This is a genomic window from Butyrivibrio hungatei (assembly GCF_001858005.1).
GTDB lineage: Bacteria > Bacillota > Clostridia > Lachnospirales > Lachnospiraceae > Butyrivibrio > Butyrivibrio hungatei.
Genome location: NZ_CP017831.1, coordinates 1,250,866 through 1,273,264 on the forward strand (window position 1 = coordinate 1,250,866; position 22,399 = coordinate 1,273,264).

19 protein-coding genes are annotated in these 22,399 nt (G+C 39.8%); 16 read left to right on the plus strand and 3 right to left on the minus strand.

The window, feature by feature from the left end:
• The first annotated feature begins 18 nt into the window (after positions 1-18).
• The 10 genes from bhn_RS06015 (at position 19) to bhn_RS06060 (ending at position 12,080) form a co-directional block, all read left to right on the plus strand.
• Entirely contained in the window at positions 19-1,467 is a 1,449-nt protein-coding gene (locus bhn_RS06015) for an NAD(P)/FAD-dependent oxidoreductase (protein WP_071175845.1), read from the plus strand.
• Positions 1,464-2,732: an NAD(P)/FAD-dependent oxidoreductase gene (locus tag bhn_RS06020; protein WP_071175846.1), complete on the plus strand. Its 1,269-nt coding sequence runs from the start codon at positions 1,464-1,466 to the stop codon at positions 2,730-2,732. The genes bhn_RS06015 and bhn_RS06020 overlap by 4 nt, the downstream gene beginning before the upstream one ends.
• Positions 2,733-2,743: 11 nt before the next feature.
• Positions 2,744-3,109 carry a DUF1667 domain-containing protein gene (locus bhn_RS06025; protein ID WP_071175847.1) on the plus strand — a complete coding sequence of 122 codons (366 nt, stop codon included), beginning with the start codon at positions 2,744-2,746 and terminating at the stop codon, positions 3,107-3,109.
• Between the two features lie 218 nt (positions 3,110-3,327).
• Entirely contained in the window at positions 3,328-4,716 is a 1,389-nt protein-coding gene (gene argH, locus bhn_RS06030; protein WP_071175848.1) for an argininosuccinate lyase, read from the plus strand.
• Between the two features lie 129 nt (positions 4,717-4,845).
• Positions 4,846-5,931, plus strand: a complete 1,086-nt coding sequence (gene asd, locus bhn_RS06035; RefSeq protein ID WP_071175849.1) for an aspartate-semialdehyde dehydrogenase — start codon at positions 4,846-4,848, stop codon at positions 5,929-5,931.
• Between the two features lie 33 nt (positions 5,932-5,964).
• Entirely contained in the window at positions 5,965-7,341 is a 1,377-nt protein-coding gene (locus bhn_RS06040; RefSeq protein WP_071175850.1) for an ATP-binding protein, read from the plus strand.
• Complete coding sequence (locus tag bhn_RS06045) at positions 7,334-9,493, plus strand: DNA topoisomerase (protein WP_071175851.1); 2,160 nt, start codon at positions 7,334-7,336, stop codon at positions 9,491-9,493. The genes bhn_RS06040 and bhn_RS06045 overlap by 8 nt, the downstream gene beginning before the upstream one ends.
• A 29-nt stretch (positions 9,494-9,522) precedes the next feature.
• Positions 9,523-10,197: an LbetaH domain-containing protein gene (locus bhn_RS06050; protein WP_071175852.1), complete on the plus strand. Its 675-nt coding sequence runs from the start codon at positions 9,523-9,525 to the stop codon at positions 10,195-10,197.
• A 148-nt stretch (positions 10,198-10,345) separates the two neighbouring features.
• Entirely contained in the window at positions 10,346-11,038 is a 693-nt protein-coding gene (locus bhn_RS06055; RefSeq protein ID WP_071175853.1) for an iron-sulfur cluster assembly scaffold protein, read from the plus strand.
• A gap of 22 nt (positions 11,039-11,060) precedes the next feature.
• Complete coding sequence (locus bhn_RS06060) at positions 11,061-12,080, plus strand: GGGtGRT protein (RefSeq protein WP_071175854.1); 1,020 nt, start codon at positions 11,061-11,063, stop codon at positions 12,078-12,080.
• A 124-nt stretch (positions 12,081-12,204) separates the two neighbouring features.
• Here bhn_RS06060 and bhn_RS06065 read toward each other — a convergent pair whose 3' ends face one another.
• Both bhn_RS06065 and bhn_RS06070 read right to left on the minus strand, forming a co-directional pair.
• Positions 12,205-13,584 carry a sensor domain-containing diguanylate cyclase gene (locus bhn_RS06065; RefSeq protein WP_161487303.1) on the minus strand — a complete coding sequence of 460 codons (1,380 nt, stop codon included), beginning with the start codon at positions 13,582-13,584 and terminating at the stop codon, positions 12,205-12,207.
• Between the two features lie 68 nt (positions 13,585-13,652).
• Positions 13,653-15,041, minus strand: a complete 1,389-nt coding sequence (locus tag bhn_RS06070; protein ID WP_071175856.1) for a GGDEF domain-containing protein — start codon at positions 15,039-15,041, stop codon at positions 13,653-13,655.
• 242 nt (positions 15,042-15,283) lie between these two features.
• On the opposite strand from bhn_RS06070, the gene bhn_RS06075 reads away from it, so the two are divergent.
• From bhn_RS06075 to bhn_RS06095, 5 genes are read left to right on the plus strand one after another with little or no spacing between them, the layout of a single operon-like run.
• Positions 15,284-15,724 carry an NfeD family protein gene (locus bhn_RS06075; RefSeq protein WP_071175857.1) on the plus strand — a complete coding sequence of 147 codons (441 nt, stop codon included), beginning with the start codon at positions 15,284-15,286 and terminating at the stop codon, positions 15,722-15,724.
• Positions 15,725-15,726: 2 nt separating this feature from the next.
• Positions 15,727-16,644 (plus strand): SPFH domain-containing protein, encoded by a 918-nt coding sequence (locus bhn_RS06080; RefSeq protein WP_071177446.1) that lies wholly within the window; start codon positions 15,727-15,729, stop codon positions 16,642-16,644.
• A gap of 46 nt (positions 16,645-16,690) precedes the next feature.
• On the plus strand, positions 16,691-18,508 hold the full coding sequence (locus bhn_RS06085; protein WP_071175858.1) for an ABC transporter ATP-binding protein: 1,818 nt from the start codon (positions 16,691-16,693) through the stop codon (positions 18,506-18,508).
• On the plus strand, positions 18,505-20,322 hold the full coding sequence (locus bhn_RS06090; protein WP_071175859.1) for an ABC transporter ATP-binding protein: 1,818 nt from the start codon (positions 18,505-18,507) through the stop codon (positions 20,320-20,322). Before bhn_RS06085 ends, bhn_RS06090 begins: the two co-directional genes overlap by 4 nt.
• A 6-nt stretch (positions 20,323-20,328) precedes the next feature.
• On the plus strand, positions 20,329-21,231 hold the full coding sequence (locus bhn_RS06095) for a metallophosphoesterase family protein (protein ID WP_083385780.1): 903 nt from the start codon (positions 20,329-20,331) through the stop codon (positions 21,229-21,231).
• A gap of 24 nt (positions 21,232-21,255) precedes the next feature.
• Here bhn_RS06095 and bhn_RS06100 read toward each other — a convergent pair whose 3' ends face one another.
• The gene (locus bhn_RS06100; RefSeq protein ID WP_071175860.1) at positions 21,256-21,699 is read right to left on the minus strand and encodes a hypothetical protein; all 444 of its coding nucleotides are present in this window, start codon (positions 21,697-21,699) and stop codon (positions 21,256-21,258) included.
• Between the two features lie 406 nt (positions 21,700-22,105).
• Between bhn_RS06100 and bhn_RS06105 the strand changes: the two genes are divergently transcribed.
• A complete protein-coding gene (locus bhn_RS06105; protein ID WP_071175861.1) occupies positions 22,106-22,390 on the plus strand; it encodes a co-chaperone GroES in 285 nt (94 codons plus the stop codon).
• The last annotated feature ends 9 nt before the right edge of the window (positions 22,391-22,399 follow it).

Here is a 22,399-nt window from a genome sequence, read left to right on the forward strand (position 1 = left end):
AAAAGGTAGGGGATAGATATGTTTGACGTAATAGTTATAGGAGCGGGGGTATCTGGCTGTGCTGTTGCTAGGGAACTTTCCAGATACGATATAAATGTTTGCGTCCTTGAAAAGTGCAGTGATGTATGTGAGGGAACATCCAAGGCTAATTCAGCCATTGTGCATGCTGGCTTTGATGCTGATGAAGGCTCACTCATGGCCAGACTCAATGTAGAAGGAAATGAGATGATGGACAAGCTTTCCAAAGATCTTGATATTCCTTTTAAGAGAAATGGCTCAATGGTCGTTTGTATTCACAAGGAAGAGCTTGATGGACTTAAGGTTTTGTATGAAAGAGGCGTAAAAAACGGTGTTAAGGGCCTTAAGCTTTTGACAAAAGAGGAAGCGTTAGAGCTTGAGCCAAATCTTTCTGAAAATGTGGAAGGAGCTCTTTTAGCTCCAACTGGTGGGATCATATGTCCATTTGAGCTAAATATTGCAATGGCAGAAAATGCCAATGTAAACGGCGTAGAGTTCAGATTCAACACAGAAGTTGAGGATATTAAAAAAGATAGTGATGGAATCTGGCATGTAAGAACTTGTAATGGTGAGTACAAGGCCAGATACATTGTAAATGCAGCAGGTGTCTATGCTGACAAGGTCCACAACATGGTAAGTGCAGACAAGATGCATATCATTGAAAGGAGAGGTGATTACTGTCTTCTTGATAAAGAGGCTGGTACTTACGTTTCTCACACGATATTCCCACAGCCTACCAAGTATGGCAAAGGAGTTTTGGTCACACCTACTGTTCACGGAAACCTTCTTGTGGGACCAACAGCTATCGATATAGAGAAAAAAGAAGGAAACAATACAACTCAGGAAGGTCTTGAAGCAGTTATTTCCAAGGCTTCTGAGAATGTAAAAAATCTTCCTATGAGAAGTGTAATTACTTCTTTTGCAGGACTACGTGCCCATCTTGAGAGACACGAGTTCGTTATAGAAGAAGTAAAAGATGCACCTTGCTTTATCGATGTAGCAGGAATTGAATCACCAGGTCTTTCTGCTTCACCTGCCATTGGCAAGATGGTGGGTGATATGCTGAAAGAAAAAATGGGCTTAAAAGAAAAACAAAACTGGATCAGTACCAGAAAAGGCATAAAGTCCACTAAAGACCTATCCATTGAAGAGATGAATGCTCTTATTAAAGAAAATCCTGCATATGGAAATATCATCTGCAGATGCGAGATGGTAACTGAAGGAGAGATATTAGATGCTATCCACAGACCACTAGGTGCCAGAACTCTTGATGGTGTGAAACGCAGAACAAGAGCTGGAATGGGCAGATGTCAGGCAGGATTTTGCAGCCCAAGGACAATGGAGATACTTCACAGGGAGCTTGATCTTCCTTACGAAAAGATCACAAAGAGCGGCGGAAAGTCCAATATAGTGATCGAGAGAACAAAAGGGGAGGAAAGCGAAGCATGAAGACATACGATATCGTAATAGTAGGCGGTGGTCCCGCTGGACTTGCAGCTGCAGTAGCTGCTAAAGAGGCTGGAAATGACAGTATTTTGATCCTTGAAAGAGATCACGAACTTGGTGGCATATTAAATCAATGTATCCATAATGGTTTTGGTCTTCATACTTTCAAGGAAGAACTTACAGGTCCTGAGTATGCATATAGATTTATCAAGCAGGTTCTTGATCTTGGTATAGAGTACAAGCTTAATACCATGGTTATGGACATTGCTGCTGACAAGACTGTTACAGCCATGAACAGAGAAGATGGAATGTTTCAGATCCCTGCCAAAGCAGTGATCCTTGCTATGGGCTGCAGAGAAAGGCCAAGAGGAGCTTTGAATATCCCTGGCTATAGACCTGCTGGTATCTTTTCAGCTGGTACTGCTCAGAGACTTGTAAATATCGAAGGCTACATGCCTGGAAGAGAAGTAGTTATCCTTGGATCAGGTGATATCGGTCTTATCATGGCACGCAGAATGACTCTTGAAGGTGCCAAAGTAAAGGTTGTGGCAGAGCTTATGCCATATTCAGGAGGACTTAAGAGAAATATCGTTCAGTGCCTTGATGACTATGGTATTCCGCTTAAGCTTTCCCATACAGTAGTTGATATAGAGGGAAAAGAGCATGTGACAGCCGTTACTATAGCTGAAGTTGGTCCGGATAGAAAGCCTATCCCGGGAACAGAGGAAAGATATACCTGCGACACTCTTTTACTTTCCTGCGGACTTATTCCTGAAAATGAGCTTTCAAGATCAGCGGGAGTTAAGATGAGTCCTGTAACATCGGGACCTATAGTAAATGAATCTCTTGAAACCAATATTCCTGGCGTATTTGCATGCGGAAATGTACTCCATGTCCACGACCTTGTAGACTATGTTTCCGAGGAAGCAAAAAGAGCTGGTCATAATGCTGTTAAGTACATAAATAGCGGTTGCAAGGAAGGAGCAAGTGATACTTCCATAGAAATAGTTGCAACAGAAGGTGCCAGATACACAGTTCCAAGCACTATCGACCTTAACAGAATGGATGATCTTTTAACAGTTAGATTTAGAGTTGGCGATGTTTACAAGAACTCTTTTGTAAGTGTGTACTTTGATGATGAGAGAGTATTCCATAATCAAAAGAGGATCATGGCTCCTGGCGAGATGGAGCAGATAATCTTAAGGAAGAGCCAGCTTGAAGAACATAAAGACCTTAAAAAGATTACAGTAAAGATAGAGAAAGAGTGAGGTGGTAAGCTATGGAAAAAAGAGAATTAACCTGTATAGGATGTCCTATGGGATGCCAGCTCACAGTAACAATGGAGAACGGTGAAGTAACTGAAGTTACAGGAAATACATGCCAAAAGGGCGATATCTACGCAAGAAAAGAAGTAGTAAATCCTACAAGAATAGTTACAAGTACTATCAGAATAACTGGTGGTGACAAAGAAAGAGTATCAGTTAAGACTGCAAGCGATATTCCAAAGGACAAGATCTTTGAAGTTATGAAGGATATCGACGCCGCAGTTGTATCTGCACCAGCCCATATCGGAGATATTCTGGTACAAAACGTTGCCGGAACAGGTGTTGATGTTATTGCCACCAGAAACGTCGAAATTGCATAATATAAAAAAGCATTATTCATAAAATGTCCGCCTTTGGCGGACATTTGTCTTTTATATACAAATATAAATCTTTAGCCCCAAAATATTTGTTAAATATTAACTGATATTTTGGGGTTTAATATATGTTAAAACTGGGTTATAATTTTTTAAGACTTTAATTTGTCAAAGTGAATATTTAATCATTATCTATTATACAATTACAGTACGGAGATGAAGAAATGGCACAGCTTTGGGGCGGAAGATTTACAGGAAGTATAAATGAACTTGCTTGGGATTTTAATGCATCAATTACTTTTGATAAGAGATTTTTGGAAGTCGATGTCAAAGGCAGCAAAGCCCACGCTACAATGCTTGCTAAACAGGGTATTATCTCTGAAGATGAAAAGGATCAGATAGTAAAAGGCCTGGACAGTATCCTGGAGGATGTTAAGGCTGGAAAGCTTGAGATCACTACCAAATACGAAGATATCCACAGTTTCCTTGAAGCTAATTTAATAGACAGGATCGGTGATGCCGGCAAGAAAGTTCATACAGGACGCAGCAGAAATGATCAGGTTGCTCTTGATATGAGACTTTATGCCAGAAATGAGATCGAGCATACAGCAGAGCTTTTAAAAAAGACATTAGAAGTATTAAACGGTATCATGGAATCTAATATTGATACCTATATGCCAGGCTTCACACACCTTCAGAAGGCTCAGCCGGTTACATTGGCTCATCATGTTGGAGCATATTTTGAGATGTTCAAAAGAGATCTTTTAAGGATGAAGGACATCAGAAACCGCATGAACTATTGCCCTTTAGGAGCAGGAGCTCTGGCGGGCACAACCTATCCGCTTGATAGAGAATATACAGCAGAGTTACTTGATTTTTACGGACCAACACTTAACAGTATGGATTCCGTATCAGATAGAGATTATCTCATCGAGTATTTATCAGCTCTTTCTACTATCATGATGCACTTATCAAGGTTTAGCGAAGAGATCATCATCTGGAATTCCAATGAATACAGATTCGTGACTATAGACGATGCTTATTCTACAGGTTCAAGCATTATGCCTCAGAAAAAGAATCCTGATATTGCGGAACTTGTAAGAGGCAAAACAGGACGTGTTTATGGTGACCTTATGTCACTGCTTACAACTATGAAGGGCATTCCTCTTGCTTACAACAAGGATATGCAGGAGGACAAGGAGGCAGCCTTTGATGCCATAGATACTGTGGATAACTGCCTTACTCTTTTCACTGATATGTTAAGAACTCTTAAGTTCAACAAAGATAACATGGAAAAGAGTGCTATGATGGGCTTTACTAATGCAACGGACGCAGCAGACTATCTTGTTAAAAAAGGTCTTCCATTTAGAGATGCTCATTCAGTCATCGGTAGATTGGTCCTTGCCTGCATCGACAAAAACTGCGCCATCGATGACCTTAGTTTGGAAGAATTAAAGACCTTCTCAGATTTATTCGAAGAAGACATTTATGACGCTATTAGCTTGAAAACTTGCGTAGAAAAGCGTTTAACTATCGGCGCACCTAGTAGCACATCTATAGAAAAAGTTATTAAACTAAATAACGACTTTCTAGCATCTTTTTCTATATCATAATCATTTTTTAACATCGTACATAAGCATTTTCGAAGTATATAATGAAACAAAACACGAAAAATATCGGAGGTTTTGGCATTATATACTTCGAAAATGATAATTCACCATCTAAAGGAGGAGTATTTTATTATGAGTGACAAGTTGAAGGTAGCGGTTCTTGGTGGAACTGGAATGGTTGGACAGAGATTTATTGATATTATCAAGGATCATCCATGGTTTGAAGTTACAACTATCGCAGCTAGCCCTAGAAGTGCAGGACAGACTTATGAAGAGGCTGTTGGTAAGAGATGGAAGATGGATGGCCCTATTCCTGAATCTGTAAAGAATATTGTTATCAAAGATGTTACTGATGTTAAGGGCGTTTCTGAGGACGTTGACTTTGTTCTTTCAGCTGTAAATATGTCTAAGGACGAGATCAAGGCAATCGAAGAGGAGTACGCTAAGACAGAAACTCCAGTTGTTTCAAATAACAGTGCTCACAGATGGACACCAGATGTTCCTATGATCATTCCTGAGATCAACCCTGAGCACATGGATGTTATCGAGTTCCAGAAAAAGAGACTTGGTACTCAGAAGGGCTTCATTGCTGTTAAGCCTAACTGCTCAATCCAGAGCTATACACCAGCTCTTACAGCCTGGAAAGAGTTTGAGCCATACGAAGTAGTTGCTACAACATATCAGGCTATTTCAGGTGCGGGCAAGAACTTCGAAGAGTGGCCGGAGATGGTTGGAAACGTTATTCCTTTCATTTCAGGTGAAGAAGAGAAGTCAGAAAAAGAGCCACTTAGAATCTGGGGTAAGATTGAAAATGGCGTGATCGTTCCAGCTGATGATGTTAAGATCACATGCCAGTGCATCAGAATTCCTGTTCTTTATGGTCATACAGCTGCTGCATTTGTTAAGTTTAAGAAGAATCCTACAAAGGAACAGCTCATTGAAAAGCTTGAGAACTTTGCAGGACTTCCACAGAAGCTCCAGCTTCCTAGCGCTCCTAAGCAGTTTATCCAGTACATGCAGGAGGATAACAGACCTCAGATCACTCTTGATGTTAATTATGAGAACGGTATGGGTGTCAGCATCGGAAGACTTCGTGAAGACACAATCTATGATTGGAAGTTTGTAGGTCTTTCACACAATACTCTTCGTGGTGCAGCAGGCGGCGCAGTAGAATGTGCAGAACTTCTCAAGGCTAGCGGATATATCAACAAGAAGTAATTTTTTCAGGAGCAGTTCCTAGGAAAAGAACTTATGGAAGAAAAAAGATTAGAAGATCTTGCATTTTTAAACAGATATTATGAAAGCGGTCTAACAAATATTCTTGTGGTCTATGGCCACAGGAATACCGCTTATAAGGAGCTCCTTTTAAGATTTATGGAAAATAGAAGAAGCTTCTATTTTAGTGCGCGTTCCGTATCAGAGAGGGAACAGCTCTTTTTGTGGGGCAATGAGCTTAAGGCGAAGAGTATAGAGGTTTCAGAATATCCCACCTATACAGAGGTCCTTGAAAATTGTATTGGAGAATCTGTTAAGATCCCAACAATACTTGTTTTCGATTCATTTGAGTACGCTGTCAGAGCTTCCAGGAACTTTATGGAAGAACTCACTGACTTTATGGATAAAAATGGCAGAAGCAAGCAGATACTGGTCATTTTACTGAGCCAGGATATCAACTGGGTAGAAAACAGCATGGTTTCTAGCCTTGGAAATCTTTCTGCCAAGATAGCAGGATTTAGAAAGATAAAGCCCCTTCCATTTTCTGATCTTAGGGCACATTTTCCTAATATGTCCTATAGAGATGCAGTTCTTACTTATTCTATTCTGGGTGGTCAGACAGGCCTTTGGAGATACTTTGATGACAAGTATTCCTTTAAAGAAAATGTCTGCAAAAATATCCTTGATGAAGCTTCTTTTTTGCATGGAGAACCCTATAGACTTACTGAGTATAATCTAAGAGAAACAGCGGTTTATCATACGATACTTTCTCAGATGGCCAGAGGTGTTAATAAGCTAAATGACCTTTATCATGCTACCGGATTTTCCAGAGCCAAGATATCAGTTTATTTAAAAACGCTTATTCATCATGATCTTGCCTATAAAGCGTACTCTTTTGGTAACGCCGGAAGAGAAAATGTTATTAAGGGAGTGTACAAGATCGCTGATCCACTGCTGGATTTCTACTTTAGATTTATTTTCCATAATGAAAGTAGTTTAACCTTAATGCCGGCAGAGAAATTTTATGATATATTTATATCTGCAGGAATTCAAAAATACGCCAATGAGTATTTTAAATCTGTTTGCAGAGAATATATCTTTAAACTGGAAGAAAAAGGTCTTTTTCCCTTCGAAATAGGCGACGATGGGGAATGGATCGGTAAGGACGGAACGATCGACCTTATCATGCAGAGCGATACCGGGGATACAGCTCTTGCAATATGCTCCTGGCAACAGCAGATAACTCATGCCGATTTTGAAAAACTAATTTCCTGCGCTAGTAAAGCAAAACTAGAGGGAGATTATTACTATCTCTTTTCAACGACTGGTTTTGATCAGTGGCTCGTAGATGCAGCTGCGAAGTCAGATGGCAAGATCAGACTGATCGGGATAGATGAATTAACGAATGTCTAAAAGCGTATATATAGCAGAAAAACCAAGTGTTGCTCAGGCTTTTGCCAGCGCACTTAAAATCGATTTTACCAGGAAAGATGGTTACCTGGAGTCAGATACAGCGATTGTCACGTGGTGTGTCGGACATCTGGTAACCATGAGTTATCCTGAGGTCTATGACGAAAAATATAAAAGGTGGGCACTTGACACCCTTCCATTTATTCCGCAAAACTTCAAGTATGAAGTTATCGGAAATGTCTCAAAACAATTCAAGATAGTAAAAGGATTACTTACAAGAGAAGACGTAGATACGATCTATATTTGTACTGACTCAGGACGTGAGGGTGAGTATATCTATCGTCTTGTTGATATGCAGGCTGGTGTTACAGGCAAAAAGAGAAAGCGTGTGTGGATAGATTCACAGACTGAGGATGAGATATTAAGAGGCATCAGAGAAGCTAAGGATGACAGCGAGTATGATAACCTTGGCGCCGCAGCTTTCCTAAGAGCTAAAGAGGATTATCTGATGGGTATCAACTTCTCAAGAGCCCTTACTCTTAAGTATGCGTATTCAATCAAGAATTATCTCAACGTCGATAAATGTGTTATTTCAGTAGGTCGAGTTATGACTTGCGTTCTTGGAATAGTAGTAGATAGAGAGCGAGAGATCAGGAACTTTGAAAAGACACCTTTCTATAGAGTAATGGCTGGCATTGATCTTGGAGGCAAGGTCAAGGATGCTGAGTGGAGAGTAACACCTGATTCTCACTATGACGGTTCACCGGAGCTTTATAGTGAAAAGGGCTTCAAGACTGAGGAAAGTGCTAACAGGCTTATTTCATCCCTTGTAGGTATGAATGGAGCACAGCTTAAAAAATCTGATGATTCAGATGACAAGAGTATTGTTCTGGAGACAGCTTTAGATGCTGTTGTTGAGAAGTGTGAAAAGAAAAAAGAAGTTAAGAATGCACCGCTTCTTTATAACCTCGCAGAGCTTCAAAATGACTGTTCAAGATTCTTTAAGATAAACCCTGATGAGACACTTGCTGTAGCTCAGGAGCTCTATGAAAAGAAGCTTACAACTTATCCTAGAACTGATGCCAGAGTAATGTCATCAGCTATAGCTAAAGTTATAAGCCAGAATATCAAAGGCCTTACATCCTACGAGCCATGCGCTGTATTTGCTAAGGCAATATTGCAACATGAGTCTTATAAGGGAATAGAAAAGACCAGATATGTAAATGATAAGGCTATTACTGACCACTATGCGATCATTCCTACAGGTCAGGGCCTATCAGCTTTGTCCTCCCTTAGCCCGACTTCAGCTAAGGTATATGAGATAATCGTAAGGCGTTTTTTGGCAGTCTTTTACCCGGCAGCCAATTATCAGAAGGTAGCTCTTGAGATATCAATGAATAACAAGGAAGACGAAGGAAAAAAAGAGCATTTCTTTGCAAACTTCAAGATCCTTGCTTCTAAGGGATACCTCCACGTAATGGATTATTCTTTTGCCAAAAATAAGAATGATAACAAGGCAAAAGACGAAGAGGCTGAAGGCAAAGGAGATAATGACGCAGAAGAGACAGTTACAGATGAAGAGCTCTTTGAATATCTTCAGAAGATCAAGAAAAATGATGTTTTGAAGGTTGACAGCTTTGGAATCAAGGAAGGAGAGACATCTCCTCCAAAGAGATATAACTCTGGAACTATCATCCTGACTATGGAAAATGCGGGACAGTTCATCGAGGATGAAGAACTGCGAGCACAGATAAAAGGTTCTGGAATCGGAACAAGTGCCACAAGAGCAGGTATCCTTACTAAGCTTGTTAATATTGGATATCTTAATCTAAATAAAAAGACTCAGATCATCACCCCGACTCAGATGGGAGAAATGGTCTATGAGACAGTAGCTTGTTCTATGAAGCCTATGCTTAACCCTGCTCTTACAGCAAGCTGGGAGAAGGGACTTACAGGAGTTGCAGATGGTGAGATCTCAGAAAATGAGTATATGACCAAGCTTGATGACTTTGTAAGTAAGAGGACTAATCTGGTAAAACAAAATGACTACAGAGGTCTTTTAAGATCAAGATTTGATTACGTTTCATCTAATTATAAGGAAGTGGCCAAAAGCACTGCCAAGAAGGGATCAAAAAAGAAAGTAAAAGAAAGCTAAATAGCTTTGTATAAATGGAGGTTTTAGAAATGGAAGAGTTTAAGATTAGCAATATGTATGATCTAAATGAGACTATTGCTGCTGACTACATGAAGACCAAGGAGTATCCATGGGAACTTCTTGCGGGCATCAAAGATTACATCATCGAGCTTGGTAACAGTCTTCCAGCTGACAAGTATGAAAAACGCGGTGAGAATGTATGGGTAGCAAAGAGTGCAAAGGTCTTTGATTCAGCTTATATCGGCGGTCCATGTATCATCGATGAAGAAGCAGAGGTTAGACAGTGTGCGTTTATCAGGGGATCAGCCATTGTTGGCAAGGGCGCAGTAGTAGGTAACTCTACAGAGCTCAAGAACGTTATCCTTTTCAATAAGGTTCAGGTTCCTCACTACAACTATGTTGGAGATTCGATCCTTGGATTCAAGGCTCACATGGGAGCTGGCTCTATCACTTCAAATGTAAAGAGTGACAAGAAGCTCGTTGTTGTCAAAAATGGAGCTGACGATCAGGTTGAGACAGGACTTAAGAAGATGGGTGCAATGCTTGGCGACAACGTAGAAGTTGGCTGCAATTCAGTTCTTAATCCAGGAACAGTGATCGGCAGATGGTGTAATGTATATCCTCTTTCATCTGTAAGAGGATGCATCCCAGCACATCATATTTTCAAGGACAAAGATCACATTGTTAAGAAAATAGAAGACTGATAATCTAAAAGTTCTGTTAAAAATATGTCATTCCCCATTGAAATATGGCGGAAGATGTGCAAAAATAAAAATGGTGCTCTGTGAGTGCCGAGGAAAATCAGGTAGTAAGTAATGAAAATTACTTTAAAATACGAAAGGAGATTTTTACATGATTTACTCAACAGAGGTAAAAAACATGTGCCCTGTAACACAGGGGGTACATCATGGCGCTGCTCCCATTCCAGAAGAAGCTAAATGGGTTCAGTCAAAAGAAATAAAGGATATTTCAGGATATACACACGGTATTGGCTGGTGTGCTCCTCAGCAGGGCTGCTGCAAACTTTCCTTAAATGTTAAGGATGGTATCATTCAGGAGGCACTTGTAGAGACTATCGGATGTTCAGGTATGACACATTCTGCAGCTATGGCTTCAGAAATTCTTCCAGGACTTACAGTTCTCGAAGCTCTTAACACAGACCTTGTTTGTGACGCTATCAACACAGCTATGAGAGAGCTTTTCCTTCAGATCGTTTATGGTAGAACACAGTCTGCATTCTCTGAGGATGGACTTCAGATCGGTGCAGGTCTTGAGGATCTTGGTAAGGGTAACCGTTCAATGGTTGGTACAACATACGGAACACTTGAGAAGGGACCTCGTTACCTTGAGCTTACAGATGGTTACATCACAGACATCGCTCTTGATGAGAATGATGAGATCATCGGATACAAGTATGTTAACTTTGGTAAGATGATGGACTTCATCAAGGCTGGTGATGATGCAAACACAGCTCTTGAGAAGGCTAAGGGACAGTATGGACGTGTTGCTGATGCAGTTAGATGCATCGACCCAAGACACGAGTAATAGGTAAGGAGGAAAAAATACAATGGCTTTATTTGAATCATATGAAAGAAGAGAGCCCCAGATCCTGGCTTGCCTTAAGGAGTATGGAATTTCTTCTATCGAAGAGTGTAGAGATATTACAATGGCAGCTGGCATCGATGTTTACAAGCTTATCGAAGGCATCCAGCCAATCTGCTTTGAGAACGCAAAGTGGGCTTACACAGTAGGTGCTGCTATCGCAATCAAGAAGGGTTGCAGAAAGGCTGCAGACGCAGCTGCTGCAATCGGTATCGGACTTCAGGCTTTCTGTATCCCAGGTTCTGTTGCTGACCGTCGTAAGGTTGGTATCGGACATGGTAACCTTGGAAAGATGCTTCTTGAAGAGGATACAGAGTGCTTCGCATTCCTTGCAGGTCACGAGTCATTCGCTGCAGCTGAGGGTGCTATCGGTATCGCTGAGAAGGCAAACAAGGTTCGTCAGAAACCTCTTAGAGTTATCCTTAACGGTCTTGGTAAGGATGCTGCTCAGATCATTTCACGTATCAACGGTTTCACTTATGTAGAGACTCAGTATGACTACTACACAGGTGAGGTTAAGGAAGTATTCAGAAAGTGCTACTCAAAGGATGCTAATTCACCTCGTGCAAAGGTTAACTGCTACGGCGCTAACGATGTACAGGAAGGTGTAGCAATCATGTGGAAGGAGAACGTTGACGTATCTATCACAGGTAACTCAACTAACCCTACAAGATTCCAGCACCCAGTAGCAGGTACATACAAGAAAGAGCGTGTAGAAGCTGGTAAGAAGTACTTCTCAGTTGCTTCAGGTGGTGGTACAGGTCGTACACTTCACCCAGATAACATGGCAGCTGGTCCTGCTTCATACGGTATGACAGATACAATGGGACGTATGCATTCAGATGCACAGTTCGCTGGTTCTTCATCAGTTCCTGCTCACGTAGAAATGATGGGACTTATCGGAGCTGGTAACAACCCTATGGTTGGTATGACAGTTTCAACAGCCGTTTCTATCGAAGAGGCTGCAAAGGCTGGAAAGTTCTGACCTTGATCACTTGACGAGGTTTTTTCGAGTCTAGTGAGCATGGTCGTTCGATCGAGCGTTAGCGAGAGTCGAACTTCATTATTACTGTTATATTACAAAAGCGAGCGCTTAGGCGCTCGCTTTTTTATCTTCTCTTATTTGGATATTGTTTATAAAACTTATCTTTATCGATGTACATCTGCTCATCAGCATATCTCATGGCAAGTCTTAGATTACCATCATGAGCATCATGGTAATAACCTATGGCGAAATGGAGCCATTCTGGATCAGAGGCCTTTTCTCTAAGGTGCTTTATCTTTTCCTCAAATACATCCTTTGAGCTAAAGGAGATAATAGTAAACTCATCGCCTCCTGCTCTGTATATCTTGTCATCATTAAAGATTTCTTTTAATACTTCAGCAGCATTTACAAGGAGTTTATCACCTTTATCATGACCTCCGGTATCATTGATGGTCTTTAGTCCATTAAGGTCACAGAAAGCGACGTTAAATGGTTTTGGATCAAACTCTAATTTAAGAGCCAGTTCATCTACGTTGACATTCATGCAATTACGGTTAAATACACCGGTTAACATGTCAACATTACTCAAATATTCCAGTCTTTGGAGGAATAAGTGATTTGCTATTTCTGATGAAAGGAAAAATGAAACAAGTTCAATTGTTTCTTTTACTCTTATGACGTTCTTGGTATCAAAATTCGTTATAAAAAGGTAGCCGGTTATTTCCTGCTGGTGAATAAATGGGAAAAGGCATACACTTGTTACCTTGTACTGCTTAAGAGTCTCAACCCAGGCTGGGTTTTTCTTTTCCATCTCAGCCATATCGTTTTCATCTTTGATTATGATGGAGTTAGTCTCTTTTAACAAATTATTCCAACTAGCTACAATATCATATGAGATAGTAGAGAATGCCTTTTCTGGATCTGTTGCATCTCCGATGGCATCACCACTTAATATCTTATATTCCTTAATATCCTGGTCAATTGTCATGACTGCTGCGGCTGTGGCATTTGTGTACTCACGAATATCTTTTGTTACTGTGAAAAGACTTGATCTGAATTCTTTTTCATTTCTAAGTTCGAGACAGGTCTTTATTACAAAGCTTGCGATATCAGGTGAAACAGCAGCGTATTTGCCACTGTCCATATCCTTACTAAGGGTGTACAGGAACTGGCAATAAGCTATGTTAGGATCATCAGATTCTCCGCATACAGGAAGGAGAATATTCTGAGTCCAAAAGCCATACATTTTAGTTGTATCTACATAAGTGTTTATGTACTCTTTGTTCCAGGCTGCCTTAAAACACTCATCTTCAAAATTAGGCTCTTTTGGAAGATGAGCAGTGTAGAGCTGGCCTTCGATGTGCTTTTCAAAGTCATCAAAAGAAGGCTTTTCACCAGATTCGTTTTCAGCAAAAAGATCGTAATAACTTTTTTTGAACATGTCATTTATAGCAAAAAACTTAACTTCTCCGCAGCTTCCGTCAGGCTTTTTTTCGACTGACATTACAGTACAGGGGATGCTAGCGGTATTTGCTATTATTTTCATTGATTCATAAGTAATCTTTGCCATAATCACTTCACCATATCAGGATAAGAATTGTAAAATTCCTCATTGAATTCGTGTTCATACTCGTTTGCAAAATGCATAGCGCTATGTAATTCGCCTTCAGATGCGTCACTGTAATAACCTACAGTGAAGTATATCCAGTTAGGGTCATTGGCCTTAGATTTCAGTAGCTCAATCTTGTTTTTGAATTCTTTTGCATCACAGTTCATTGAGATGATAGCAAATTCATCACCAGATGATCTGTAGATATAATCGCCCTTAAAGACTTCTTTTAGGAGTTTACCAGCGTCTTTTAACAGGTTATTACCTGCGTCATGTCCCTGGTTTACGTTGATGGTTTTTAAAGTATTAAGATAGCAGAATGCTACGCTAAATGGTGCAGGTTCATATCTAAGCTGAGCGGCAAGCTCATCGACTTTGTTGTTCATTGCGTTTCTGTTAAGTACACCGGTTCTGGTATCCATAGAGCTTAAGTCTTTTAGTCTGTCTACAAAAAGGTGGTGAGCTGCTTCTGTGGATAAGAAGAAGGAGACGAGCTCGATAGTATCTTTTAACTTTGCAGCTTCATCAGTATCGAAGTTTGTGATGTATAAATAGCCTATGATCGTGTTTTGATGGATAAATGGAACAAGGCATAGGCTGTGAACATCATTATCTCTAAGAGTTATGACCCATTTAGGAGCTTTCTCTTCGTAGTATTTCATGTCTTCTTCATTTGTGATAATGACGCAGTCGGTTTCAGCAACCAGTCCTTCCCAACAATCTATTATTTCATATGGGATCATTGCGAATATATCGCGAAGGCTTTTTTCATTATTCTGGACGCTCTCACTGATGATCTCGTATTTGTAAACATCAGGAGAAATGGTCATAATACAGGACGAATATGAGCCCGTAAATTTCCTAAGATCTCTTGTTACAAGATCCATGCTGGAATAGAAATCTTCCTCTTTTCTGAGGTTCAAACATGTCCTGATAACAAAGCTTGCTACCTCAGGAGAAATAGTAGAGTACTTACCAGCATCCATCTCTTTTGTAAGAGTATATAGAAGCTGACAGTAGCCAGTATCTGAATCTTCATCATGCTTTAATGGAATAATGTAGTTATCTGTCCAAAAACCATATAACCTTGTCGTGTCAATGTAGCCGTGATAGCTTTTTTCCTTCCAGGCTGCATCGAACCAGATCTTTTCCATTTTTGGATCTCTTGGTAGTTTGTAAGTGTATTCCTTACCTTCAACATCTTCGCCGGTCATGCTAAATTGTTCATTGGTGGCAAACATGTGGATCTCACCACAACTTCCATCGGGATTTTTCTTGACTGACATAACGCAACAAGGCATATCGCACAGATTCACCAGCGCTTTGAATTGTTCATAAGTTTTATCTGCCATAAAAGAAGCCTCCGACAATGCTTTTTTTAGCGATTATACATTTATATTTGTACTATTCTATAATATCATATTAAGTTTAAAAAAATACAGTATATGGTTTAGTATTTTATGAAAATAGTATTAAATAAATATTGTTTTTCTTAGTTGTATATACTTCCTAGAAATCTGGACTTGTTGTATAATATCTCTTAATGATGACGTGGAAAATGCGCATCATATCGCTTATTAAAAGGAGGGGAAAGATGGAAATCAGTTATGTGTTTTTCTGGCTCTTTGTTACTATTGTTTTAGCAGCAATTGAGCTTGCAACCATGGGACTACTTACAATATGGTTTGCAGTTGGCGCGATAGTAGCTATGCTCATAAGTTTCCTTGATGTTCCATTCATTGTTCAGTTTGCGATATTCCTTATCGTATCCGTCTGTGCAATGCTGGTGGTGAGACCTTGGGCTGCAGCACATCTTAACAACAAGATCAAAAAGACTAATGTAGATGCTCTTGTTGGCAGGAAGACTATTGTAAAAACAGATATTGACAACATCCATGGTACAGGAAAGGTAGAGCTTGACGGCTCAACATGGCTTGCAACTTCCGCATCTGATGAGATCATCAAAGAAGGAGAAGAAGTTGTTGTTAAAGAGGTACATGGAGCAAAATTAGTTGTTGAAAGGGAGGCTGAATGATCATGGGAGCTTATGCAATTTTAGTTTTAATATTTTTAGCATTGATATTACTTGCGTTTAATATCAAGATCGTGCCACAGGCACATTCATATGTAGTAGAGAGACTTGGAGCTTATAAGGAGACTTGGGATGTAGGTCTTCATTTCAAAGTTCCATTTATCGATAGAGTAGCCAGACAGGTGGATCTTAAGGAGCAGTACTGCGACTTCCCACCTCAGCCTGTTATCACACAGGATAACGTTACTATGCAGATCGACTCTATCGTATTCTTTAGAATTTCTGATCCTATGGCTTATGCATATGGTGTTAGAAATCCTATCGGAGCTATCGAGAATCTTACAGCTACAACACTTCGTAACGTTATTGGTTCACTTACACTTGATGAGACTCTTACATCAAGAGATCAGATCAATGCTCAGATGCAGGATGCACTTGACATTGCAACAGACCCTTGGGGTATCAAGATCACAAGAGTAGAATTAAAGAACATCAATCCTCCAGAGCAGATCCGTGATGCTATGGAGAAGCAGATGAAGGCTGAAAGAGAAAAAAGAGAAAAGATCCTTTTTGCAGAAGGTGAGAAGCAGTCACAGATCACTGTTGCAGAAGGTGAGAAGCAGAGTAAGATCTTACAGGCTGAAGCTGATAAGCAGGCTACAATCCTTAGAGCTGAAGCTGAAAGAGAAAAGAGAATAAGAGAGGCAGAAGGTCAGGCTGAAGCTATCAAGAATATTCAGCAGGCTAATGCAGAAGGTATCAAAATGCTCAAAGAGGCAGGAGCTGACGAGTCAGTTCTTACACTTAAGAGCCTTGAAGCATTCGAGAAGGCGTCTAACGGACAGGCTACTAAGATCATCGTTCCTTCAAACATCCAGGGAATCGCTGGTCTTGCACAGTCAATCAAAGAAGTTGTTAAGTAATGCCTTTTCATAACCTTCTAGTGGCCGATTGACCATAAGGGTAGTTATGAAAAAGACTAGGTTTAAAAATAAAAGTAGTATCGTTTTATATTTTCTAAAGGGAAGTGCAATATTTTTTGTCCTAGCCATATTGGTATCATTTTGTGTGACATTTTTGGAGCTTATTGGTCCCAAGATTGTCCAGTATACCATTGATAATTGTATTTCAGGAGCTGCCGCTGAAGATAGCGGCAGCGTTCCTGATTACATTTTGTTTTTAATGGATAGGCTGGGGGGCAAGGAATATCTTGGCGCTCATCTTTATCTGGTGGCAGAATTAGTAGCTGTTATAGCTGTTTTAACTGCCCTATTCAGATACCTGTTCAGGGTTATCAATTCAATTGCAGCTGAAAAACTTATAAAAAGAATGAGGGATAAGCTCTTTGAGCATATCATGCATCTGCCATTTTCCTGGCATGGTGAAAACCACACTGGTGATATTATTCAGAGGTGTACTTCCGATGTAGATACCATCAAGATGTTTATTTCTGAGCAGCTTCTTTCACTATTTAGGATCATGATCAGGATCGCAGTGGCAATGCATTTTATGATCAGGATAAATGGCGAGCTTACAATAGCTTCAGCTGTGTTTATTCCAATAATCGTTCTATATTCATGCTTTTTCCATAACAGGATCAGTACCGGCTTTGAGAAGGCTGATAATGAAGAGGGAAGACTTTCCGCTACGGCTCAGGAGAACTTGACTGGAGTTCGTGTAGTAAGAGCCTTTGGTAGAGAAGCCTACGAGAGAGAAAAATTTGAAAAGCAAAACTATGAGTATACGAATCTTTGGATTTCTCTTATGAAGACACTGGCTGCTTTCTGGGCATCCAATGATTTTATATCAGGCTTTCAGGTTATGCTCATTACTGTTCTTGGTGCAGTTTACTGCGTAAATGGTAGTATCACAGTTGGCGAGTACGTTGCCTTTGTTTTCTATAATTCTATGCTTACATGGCCTGTTAGAGCCCTTGGAAGGATCATTTCAGAGATGAGTAAGGCGGGTGTATCTATTGACAGGCTTAGATACATTATGAATTCTGAAGAAGAAAAAGACGTAGAGAATGCCAAAAAACCTCCTATGGATCAGGACATTACTTTTGAAAATGTATCTTTTGTCTATGACAACGGTTCAGAGGATGTTCTTGATAACGTAAGCTTCAAGATAAAAGCAGGCACCACCTTTGGAATCCTTGGTGGAACAGGATCAGGTAAATCTACACTCATGTATCTCATGGACAGGCTCTATGACCTTCCAAAAGATGGCGGAAGAATCCTTATTGGAGATACAGACATAATTGATATCAAGAGGTCGCATCTTCGCGAAAATATTGGATTTGTTCTTCAGGAGCCATTTCTCTTTTCAAGAACTCTTTCTGAGAACATTGGTATTACACAGAAAGAGAAAAATGAAAAAGAGATACGTGAAGCAGCAAAGATTGCAGCTCTTGATGAGACCATAGAAAGCTTTGGCCAGGGATATGAGACTTACGTAGGAGAAAGAGGCGTGACACTATCTGGTGGACAAAAGCAAAGAACAGCCATTGCTCAGATGCTGGTATCAGATCCTCCTATCATGGTATTTGATGATTCACTGTCAGCAGTAGATACCCAGACAGATGCCAGAATCAGAAAGGCTCTTTCAGAAAATAAGGGAACTAGTACTGTGATTCTTATATCTCACAGGATCACGACTCTTATGCAGGCTGATAATATCCTGGTCCTTGATCATGGCAAGGTTTCTGAGGTAGGAAGCCATGAAGAGTTACTTAATAACAATGGAATCTATAAGAGAATATTTGATATTCAGATGCAGGGAACATGAATACAGAGAAAAATATAAAACTAAAACTATTTGGGATACCAAAACTGTATCCCTTCATAAAGCCGTATTTACCCAAGATAGTTGTGATGGTGATCCTAGGAATATTAAGCTCATTAGTTGACTCAATATATCCGATCTTTAACAGGTATGCTTTAAATAACTTTGTTGGCAAAGGGACACTTGATGGACTTAATGTTTTTGTGATCCTTTATCTTGTGATACTTCTTTTACAGGTTATTGATAACTACGCAGCTTGTTATATGTGCGGTCAGGTTGAGATGTCAATGGACAGAGACCTTCGAAATGCATCCTTCAACCATTTGCAGGAGCTTTCATTTGCTTATTTTAATCAGAATAATGTAGGTTACATCCATGCCAGAGTAATGAGTGATACTGGTAAGATAGGTGTAATGGTATCTTGGAGAATGATGGATGTCATCTGGAACGGCTCATATATCGTGTTTGTTCTTTTGATGATGCTCATCTTGAATATTAAGCTTGCGCTATTTGTTATAGTGCTTGTGCCTATTGCGGCGGTTCTTACAACTTACTTCCAGAAAAAACTTGTTGTCTTAAACAGGAAGATAAGAGAGATAAACTCCAAGATAACAAGTAATTTCAATGAAGGTATCACAGGTGCCAAGGCCATCAAGACTTTGGTAGTAGAAGATAAGATTCAGGGTGATTTTGAAAAAGACACAACAAAGATGTACAAGACCTCTGTACATGCAACTCACTACTCGGCATTTTTTACTTCTGCAATTACCTTTATGTCATCAATTGCACTTGCAGTAGTGCTGTGGCGAGGCGGTAATATGAAACAGGAAGGCATCATTGAGATAGGAACCCTTTCAGTATTTTTGTCCTATGCCCTTGGACTTTTGGAGCCTGTTCAGAACGTTATCGTGACTATATCAGAGCTTATATCTGTTCAGGTAAATGTTGAGAGATTCTTTAAGCTGCTTGGGACAGAATCTGACGTTGCAGATACGCCTGAAGTTATTGAAAAATACGGTGATACCTTTAATCCAAAGAAAGAAAACTGGGAACCACTTCACGGTGATATCAAATTTGAAGACGTGTCCTTTATGTATCCAGACGGCGATGAGTACGTCCTTGAGCACTTTAACCTTGATGTTCCTCAGGGCACAAATGTAGCCATCGTAGGTGAGACAGGTGCTGGCAAGTCCACACTTGTAAATCTCGTGTGCAGATTCTTTAAGCCAACTGCAGGTAAGATCCTGATAGATGGCAGAGATGCTGCAGATAGATCTCAGCTATGGCTCCACAGCAATATCGGATATGTCCTTCAGACACCACATCTTTTCTCAGGTACAGTCAGAGATAACCTGAAATATGGAAAGCCTGACGCCACAGAAGAGGAGATTTGGAAAGCACTTAAGCTGGTATCAGCAGACGGAATTGTAAAGAGAATGGAAAAAGGCCTTGATAGTGATGTCGGAGAAGACGGAGATATGCTATCAACTGGTGAAAAGCAGCTTCTTTCCTTTGCAAGAGCAATTCTTGCCGATCCAAAGATCCTTGTACTTGATGAAGCTACAGCTTCTATTGATACTGTGACTGAAAAGGCTATTCAGGATGCTATAGTTACAGTGACTAAGGGCAGAACATCTTTTGTTATAGCTCATAGATTGTCAACTATCGTAGATGCGGATATTATATTAGTTGTACAGGATGGTAAGATAATAGAAAGAGGTACACACAAACAGCTCATGGAAGCTAAAGGCTATTATCACGAACTCTTTACCAGACAATTTGCTGAAATTAGCATTAATACCGCTGTAGGGGAGTAACTTAATATGATGGATGTGGCAGTATTTAGTGATATTCACGGAAATCACTCAGCACTACAGGCATCAATAGATTATGCTGTAGGAAAGGGTATCACTAATTTTGTCTTATTGGGTGATTATGTAACAGATTGCCCCAATCCTCAAAAGACCATGGAACTGATATATGTACTCAAGCAGTACTTTAACACCTATATAATCCGTGGAAACAGGGAGGAATATCTTTTAAACTACAAAAAAACAGGTGAAGGAAGATGGAAAAAGGGTTCCGCCAGCGGATCACTTCTTTATACCTATGAGAATCTTACGGATAAAGACTTTAACTTTTTTGAATCGCTTCCAAACTATGGAATATTTCAAAAAAAGGGCCTTCCCGGATTTGAATATTGCCATGGTTCACCAACTAATACTACCGAGCTTCTCTTTAATGAAAAGAGAAATACCAAGAAGGTGCTGACTCACCTTAAGACTGGTATGCTCCTTCATGGACACAACCACATTCAGGGCTCATATACATACAGGGGTAAAAAAGCTGTGAATCCAGGATCAATCGGTATTCCCTGGGGATATGGTGGCAAGACGCAGTTTGGCATAATCCATGGAGATGGCAAGGTTTGGGAAGAAGAGTATGTTCAGCTTGAATATAATAGAAAAGAGATCATAAGGGAGTTTAAGGCTTCTGATCTTTGTGCTTATGCCCCTGCCTGGGCGGCAGTTACAATGCATACCATAAGAACTGGAGTGGATCTTAATCAGACCGTTCTACTAAGAGCCATGAGACTATGCGAACAGGAAAGAGGTTATGTGAAATGGCCGGATATTCCTGAAAAATACTGGGCTATTGCTTTAAAAGAAAATAATATAGACCTTCACGGAAAGGAAATTCCGATATTAAAAAAAGAGGATGCTTGATGGCATCCTCTTAAATTTTGCTCATTAAATTGTAGTATCAAGAGCAACTGAAGTATCCGCAGCAGTTGTCTTATTAGCATCCTTGTCATACTGCTTTAACTGATCATCAAGCCAGGATGATTTGTACTTGGCGTATTTGTCAGCCGTTACAGTTGATGTATCAGTCTTTTTAGTATTATCAGTTTTTGTAGTATTATCGGCACCTGCTCTTCCAAGACTGTCTACAAAGTTTGATTTCTTGGTTGTAGCTGTGGCTTTTTTGGTAGTTACTGATTCAACAGCAGTGGTTGTAGAACCGGTCTCACGATAAGCATTAAGTGCATTCTGATTACCAACTTTTTTGACATATGCCTTAACCAGTGAACCATATGCTCCGCTCTTAATAGTGGAATAATCACCAATGAGACTACTCATATCATTGACGTAATTATATGATCCGGAAAGGCTGCTAAAGATATTAGCACTCATAGCATTCACCTCCTTGATATTAGCCCGATAGACCTCCATGTCACGGGGAAAACTTCACACTCTTTTGGCTCTTATATTATGGCAAAAAAGCCTGGCTTTTGCAATTTTTTGAAGATAAAAAATCTATAAAATAATAATTTCTCTGAAAAAGGGGGATGGATGATTTTGATAAATGGCTTAAATAGTAGGAAATATGACTATATTATTATCAAAAGATAGAAAAAACGAGTATATAAAAGAAAAAAGTAGAAAAACGGTGATTCTATAAGAATAAACAGAAATATACAACTTGCATATCATACTAGAAAAAACTAATATATGTTCTAGTGGTTAGCACTCAATATAAATGAGTGCTAACAAATGAAAAAAGTACATAATCAAATGATTATATAAGGAGGCAGTTACAATGAAGTTAGAACCATTATCAGACAGAGTTGTTCTTAAGCAGCTTGAGGCAGAAGAGACTACAAAATCAGGTATCGTTCTTCCAGGAGCAGAAAAGGAGAAGCCACAGCAGGCAGAGGTTATCGCAGTAGGACCTGGCGGAGTTGTTGATGGTAAAGAAGTTAAGATGCAGGTTAAGAAGGGTGATAACGTTATCTATTCAAAATATGCTGGAACAGAAGTTAAGCTTGAGGATACAACATATATCATCGTTAAGCAGAACGACATTCTTGCAATTATAAAGTGATGATATTTG

Excerpts from the sequence above, each read along its gene's own strand:
- bhn_RS06015 (WP_071175845.1), top strand. The coding sequence starts at position 19 with ATGTTTGACGTAATAGTTATAGGAGCGGGGGTATCTGGCTGTGCTGTT.
- bhn_RS06020 (WP_071175846.1), top strand. The coding sequence starts at position 1,464 with ATGAAGACATACGATATCGTAATAGTAGGCGGTGGTCCCGCTGGACTT.
- bhn_RS06025 (WP_071175847.1), top strand. The coding sequence starts at position 2,744 with ATGGAAAAAAGAGAATTAACCTGTATAGGATGTCCTATGGGATGCCAG.
- argH (WP_071175848.1), top strand. The coding sequence starts at position 3,328 with ATGGCACAGCTTTGGGGCGGAAGATTTACAGGAAGTATAAATGAACTT.
- asd (WP_071175849.1), top strand. The coding sequence starts at position 4,846 with ATGAGTGACAAGTTGAAGGTAGCGGTTCTTGGTGGAACTGGAATGGTT.
- bhn_RS06040 (WP_071175850.1), top strand. The coding sequence starts at position 5,965 with ATGGAAGAAAAAAGATTAGAAGATCTTGCATTTTTAAACAGATATTAT.
- bhn_RS06045 (WP_071175851.1), top strand. The coding sequence starts at position 7,334 with ATGTCTAAAAGCGTATATATAGCAGAAAAACCAAGTGTTGCTCAGGCT.
- bhn_RS06050 (WP_071175852.1), top strand. The coding sequence starts at position 9,523 with ATGGAAGAGTTTAAGATTAGCAATATGTATGATCTAAATGAGACTATT.
- bhn_RS06055 (WP_071175853.1), top strand. The coding sequence starts at position 10,346 with ATGATTTACTCAACAGAGGTAAAAAACATGTGCCCTGTAACACAGGGG.
- bhn_RS06060 (WP_071175854.1), top strand. The coding sequence starts at position 11,061 with ATGGCTTTATTTGAATCATATGAAAGAAGAGAGCCCCAGATCCTGGCT.
- bhn_RS06065 (WP_161487303.1), bottom strand. The coding sequence starts at position 13,584 with ATGTCAGTCGAAAAAAAGCCTGACGGAAGCTGCGGAGAAGTTAAGTTT.
- bhn_RS06070 (WP_071175856.1), bottom strand. The coding sequence starts at position 15,041 with ATGGCAGATAAAACTTATGAACAATTCAAAGCGCTGGTGAATCTGTGC.
- bhn_RS06075 (WP_071175857.1), top strand. The coding sequence starts at position 15,284 with ATGGAAATCAGTTATGTGTTTTTCTGGCTCTTTGTTACTATTGTTTTA.
- bhn_RS06080 (WP_071177446.1), top strand. The coding sequence starts at position 15,727 with ATGGGAGCTTATGCAATTTTAGTTTTAATATTTTTAGCATTGATATTA.
- bhn_RS06085 (WP_071175858.1), top strand. The coding sequence starts at position 16,691 with ATGAAAAAGACTAGGTTTAAAAATAAAAGTAGTATCGTTTTATATTTT.
- bhn_RS06090 (WP_071175859.1), top strand. The coding sequence starts at position 18,505 with ATGAATACAGAGAAAAATATAAAACTAAAACTATTTGGGATACCAAAA.
- bhn_RS06095 (WP_083385780.1), top strand. The coding sequence starts at position 20,329 with ATGATGGATGTGGCAGTATTTAGTGATATTCACGGAAATCACTCAGCA.
- bhn_RS06100 (WP_071175860.1), bottom strand. The coding sequence starts at position 21,699 with ATGAGTGCTAATATCTTTAGCAGCCTTTCCGGATCATATAATTACGTC.
- bhn_RS06105 (WP_071175861.1), top strand. The coding sequence starts at position 22,106 with ATGAAGTTAGAACCATTATCAGACAGAGTTGTTCTTAAGCAGCTTGAG.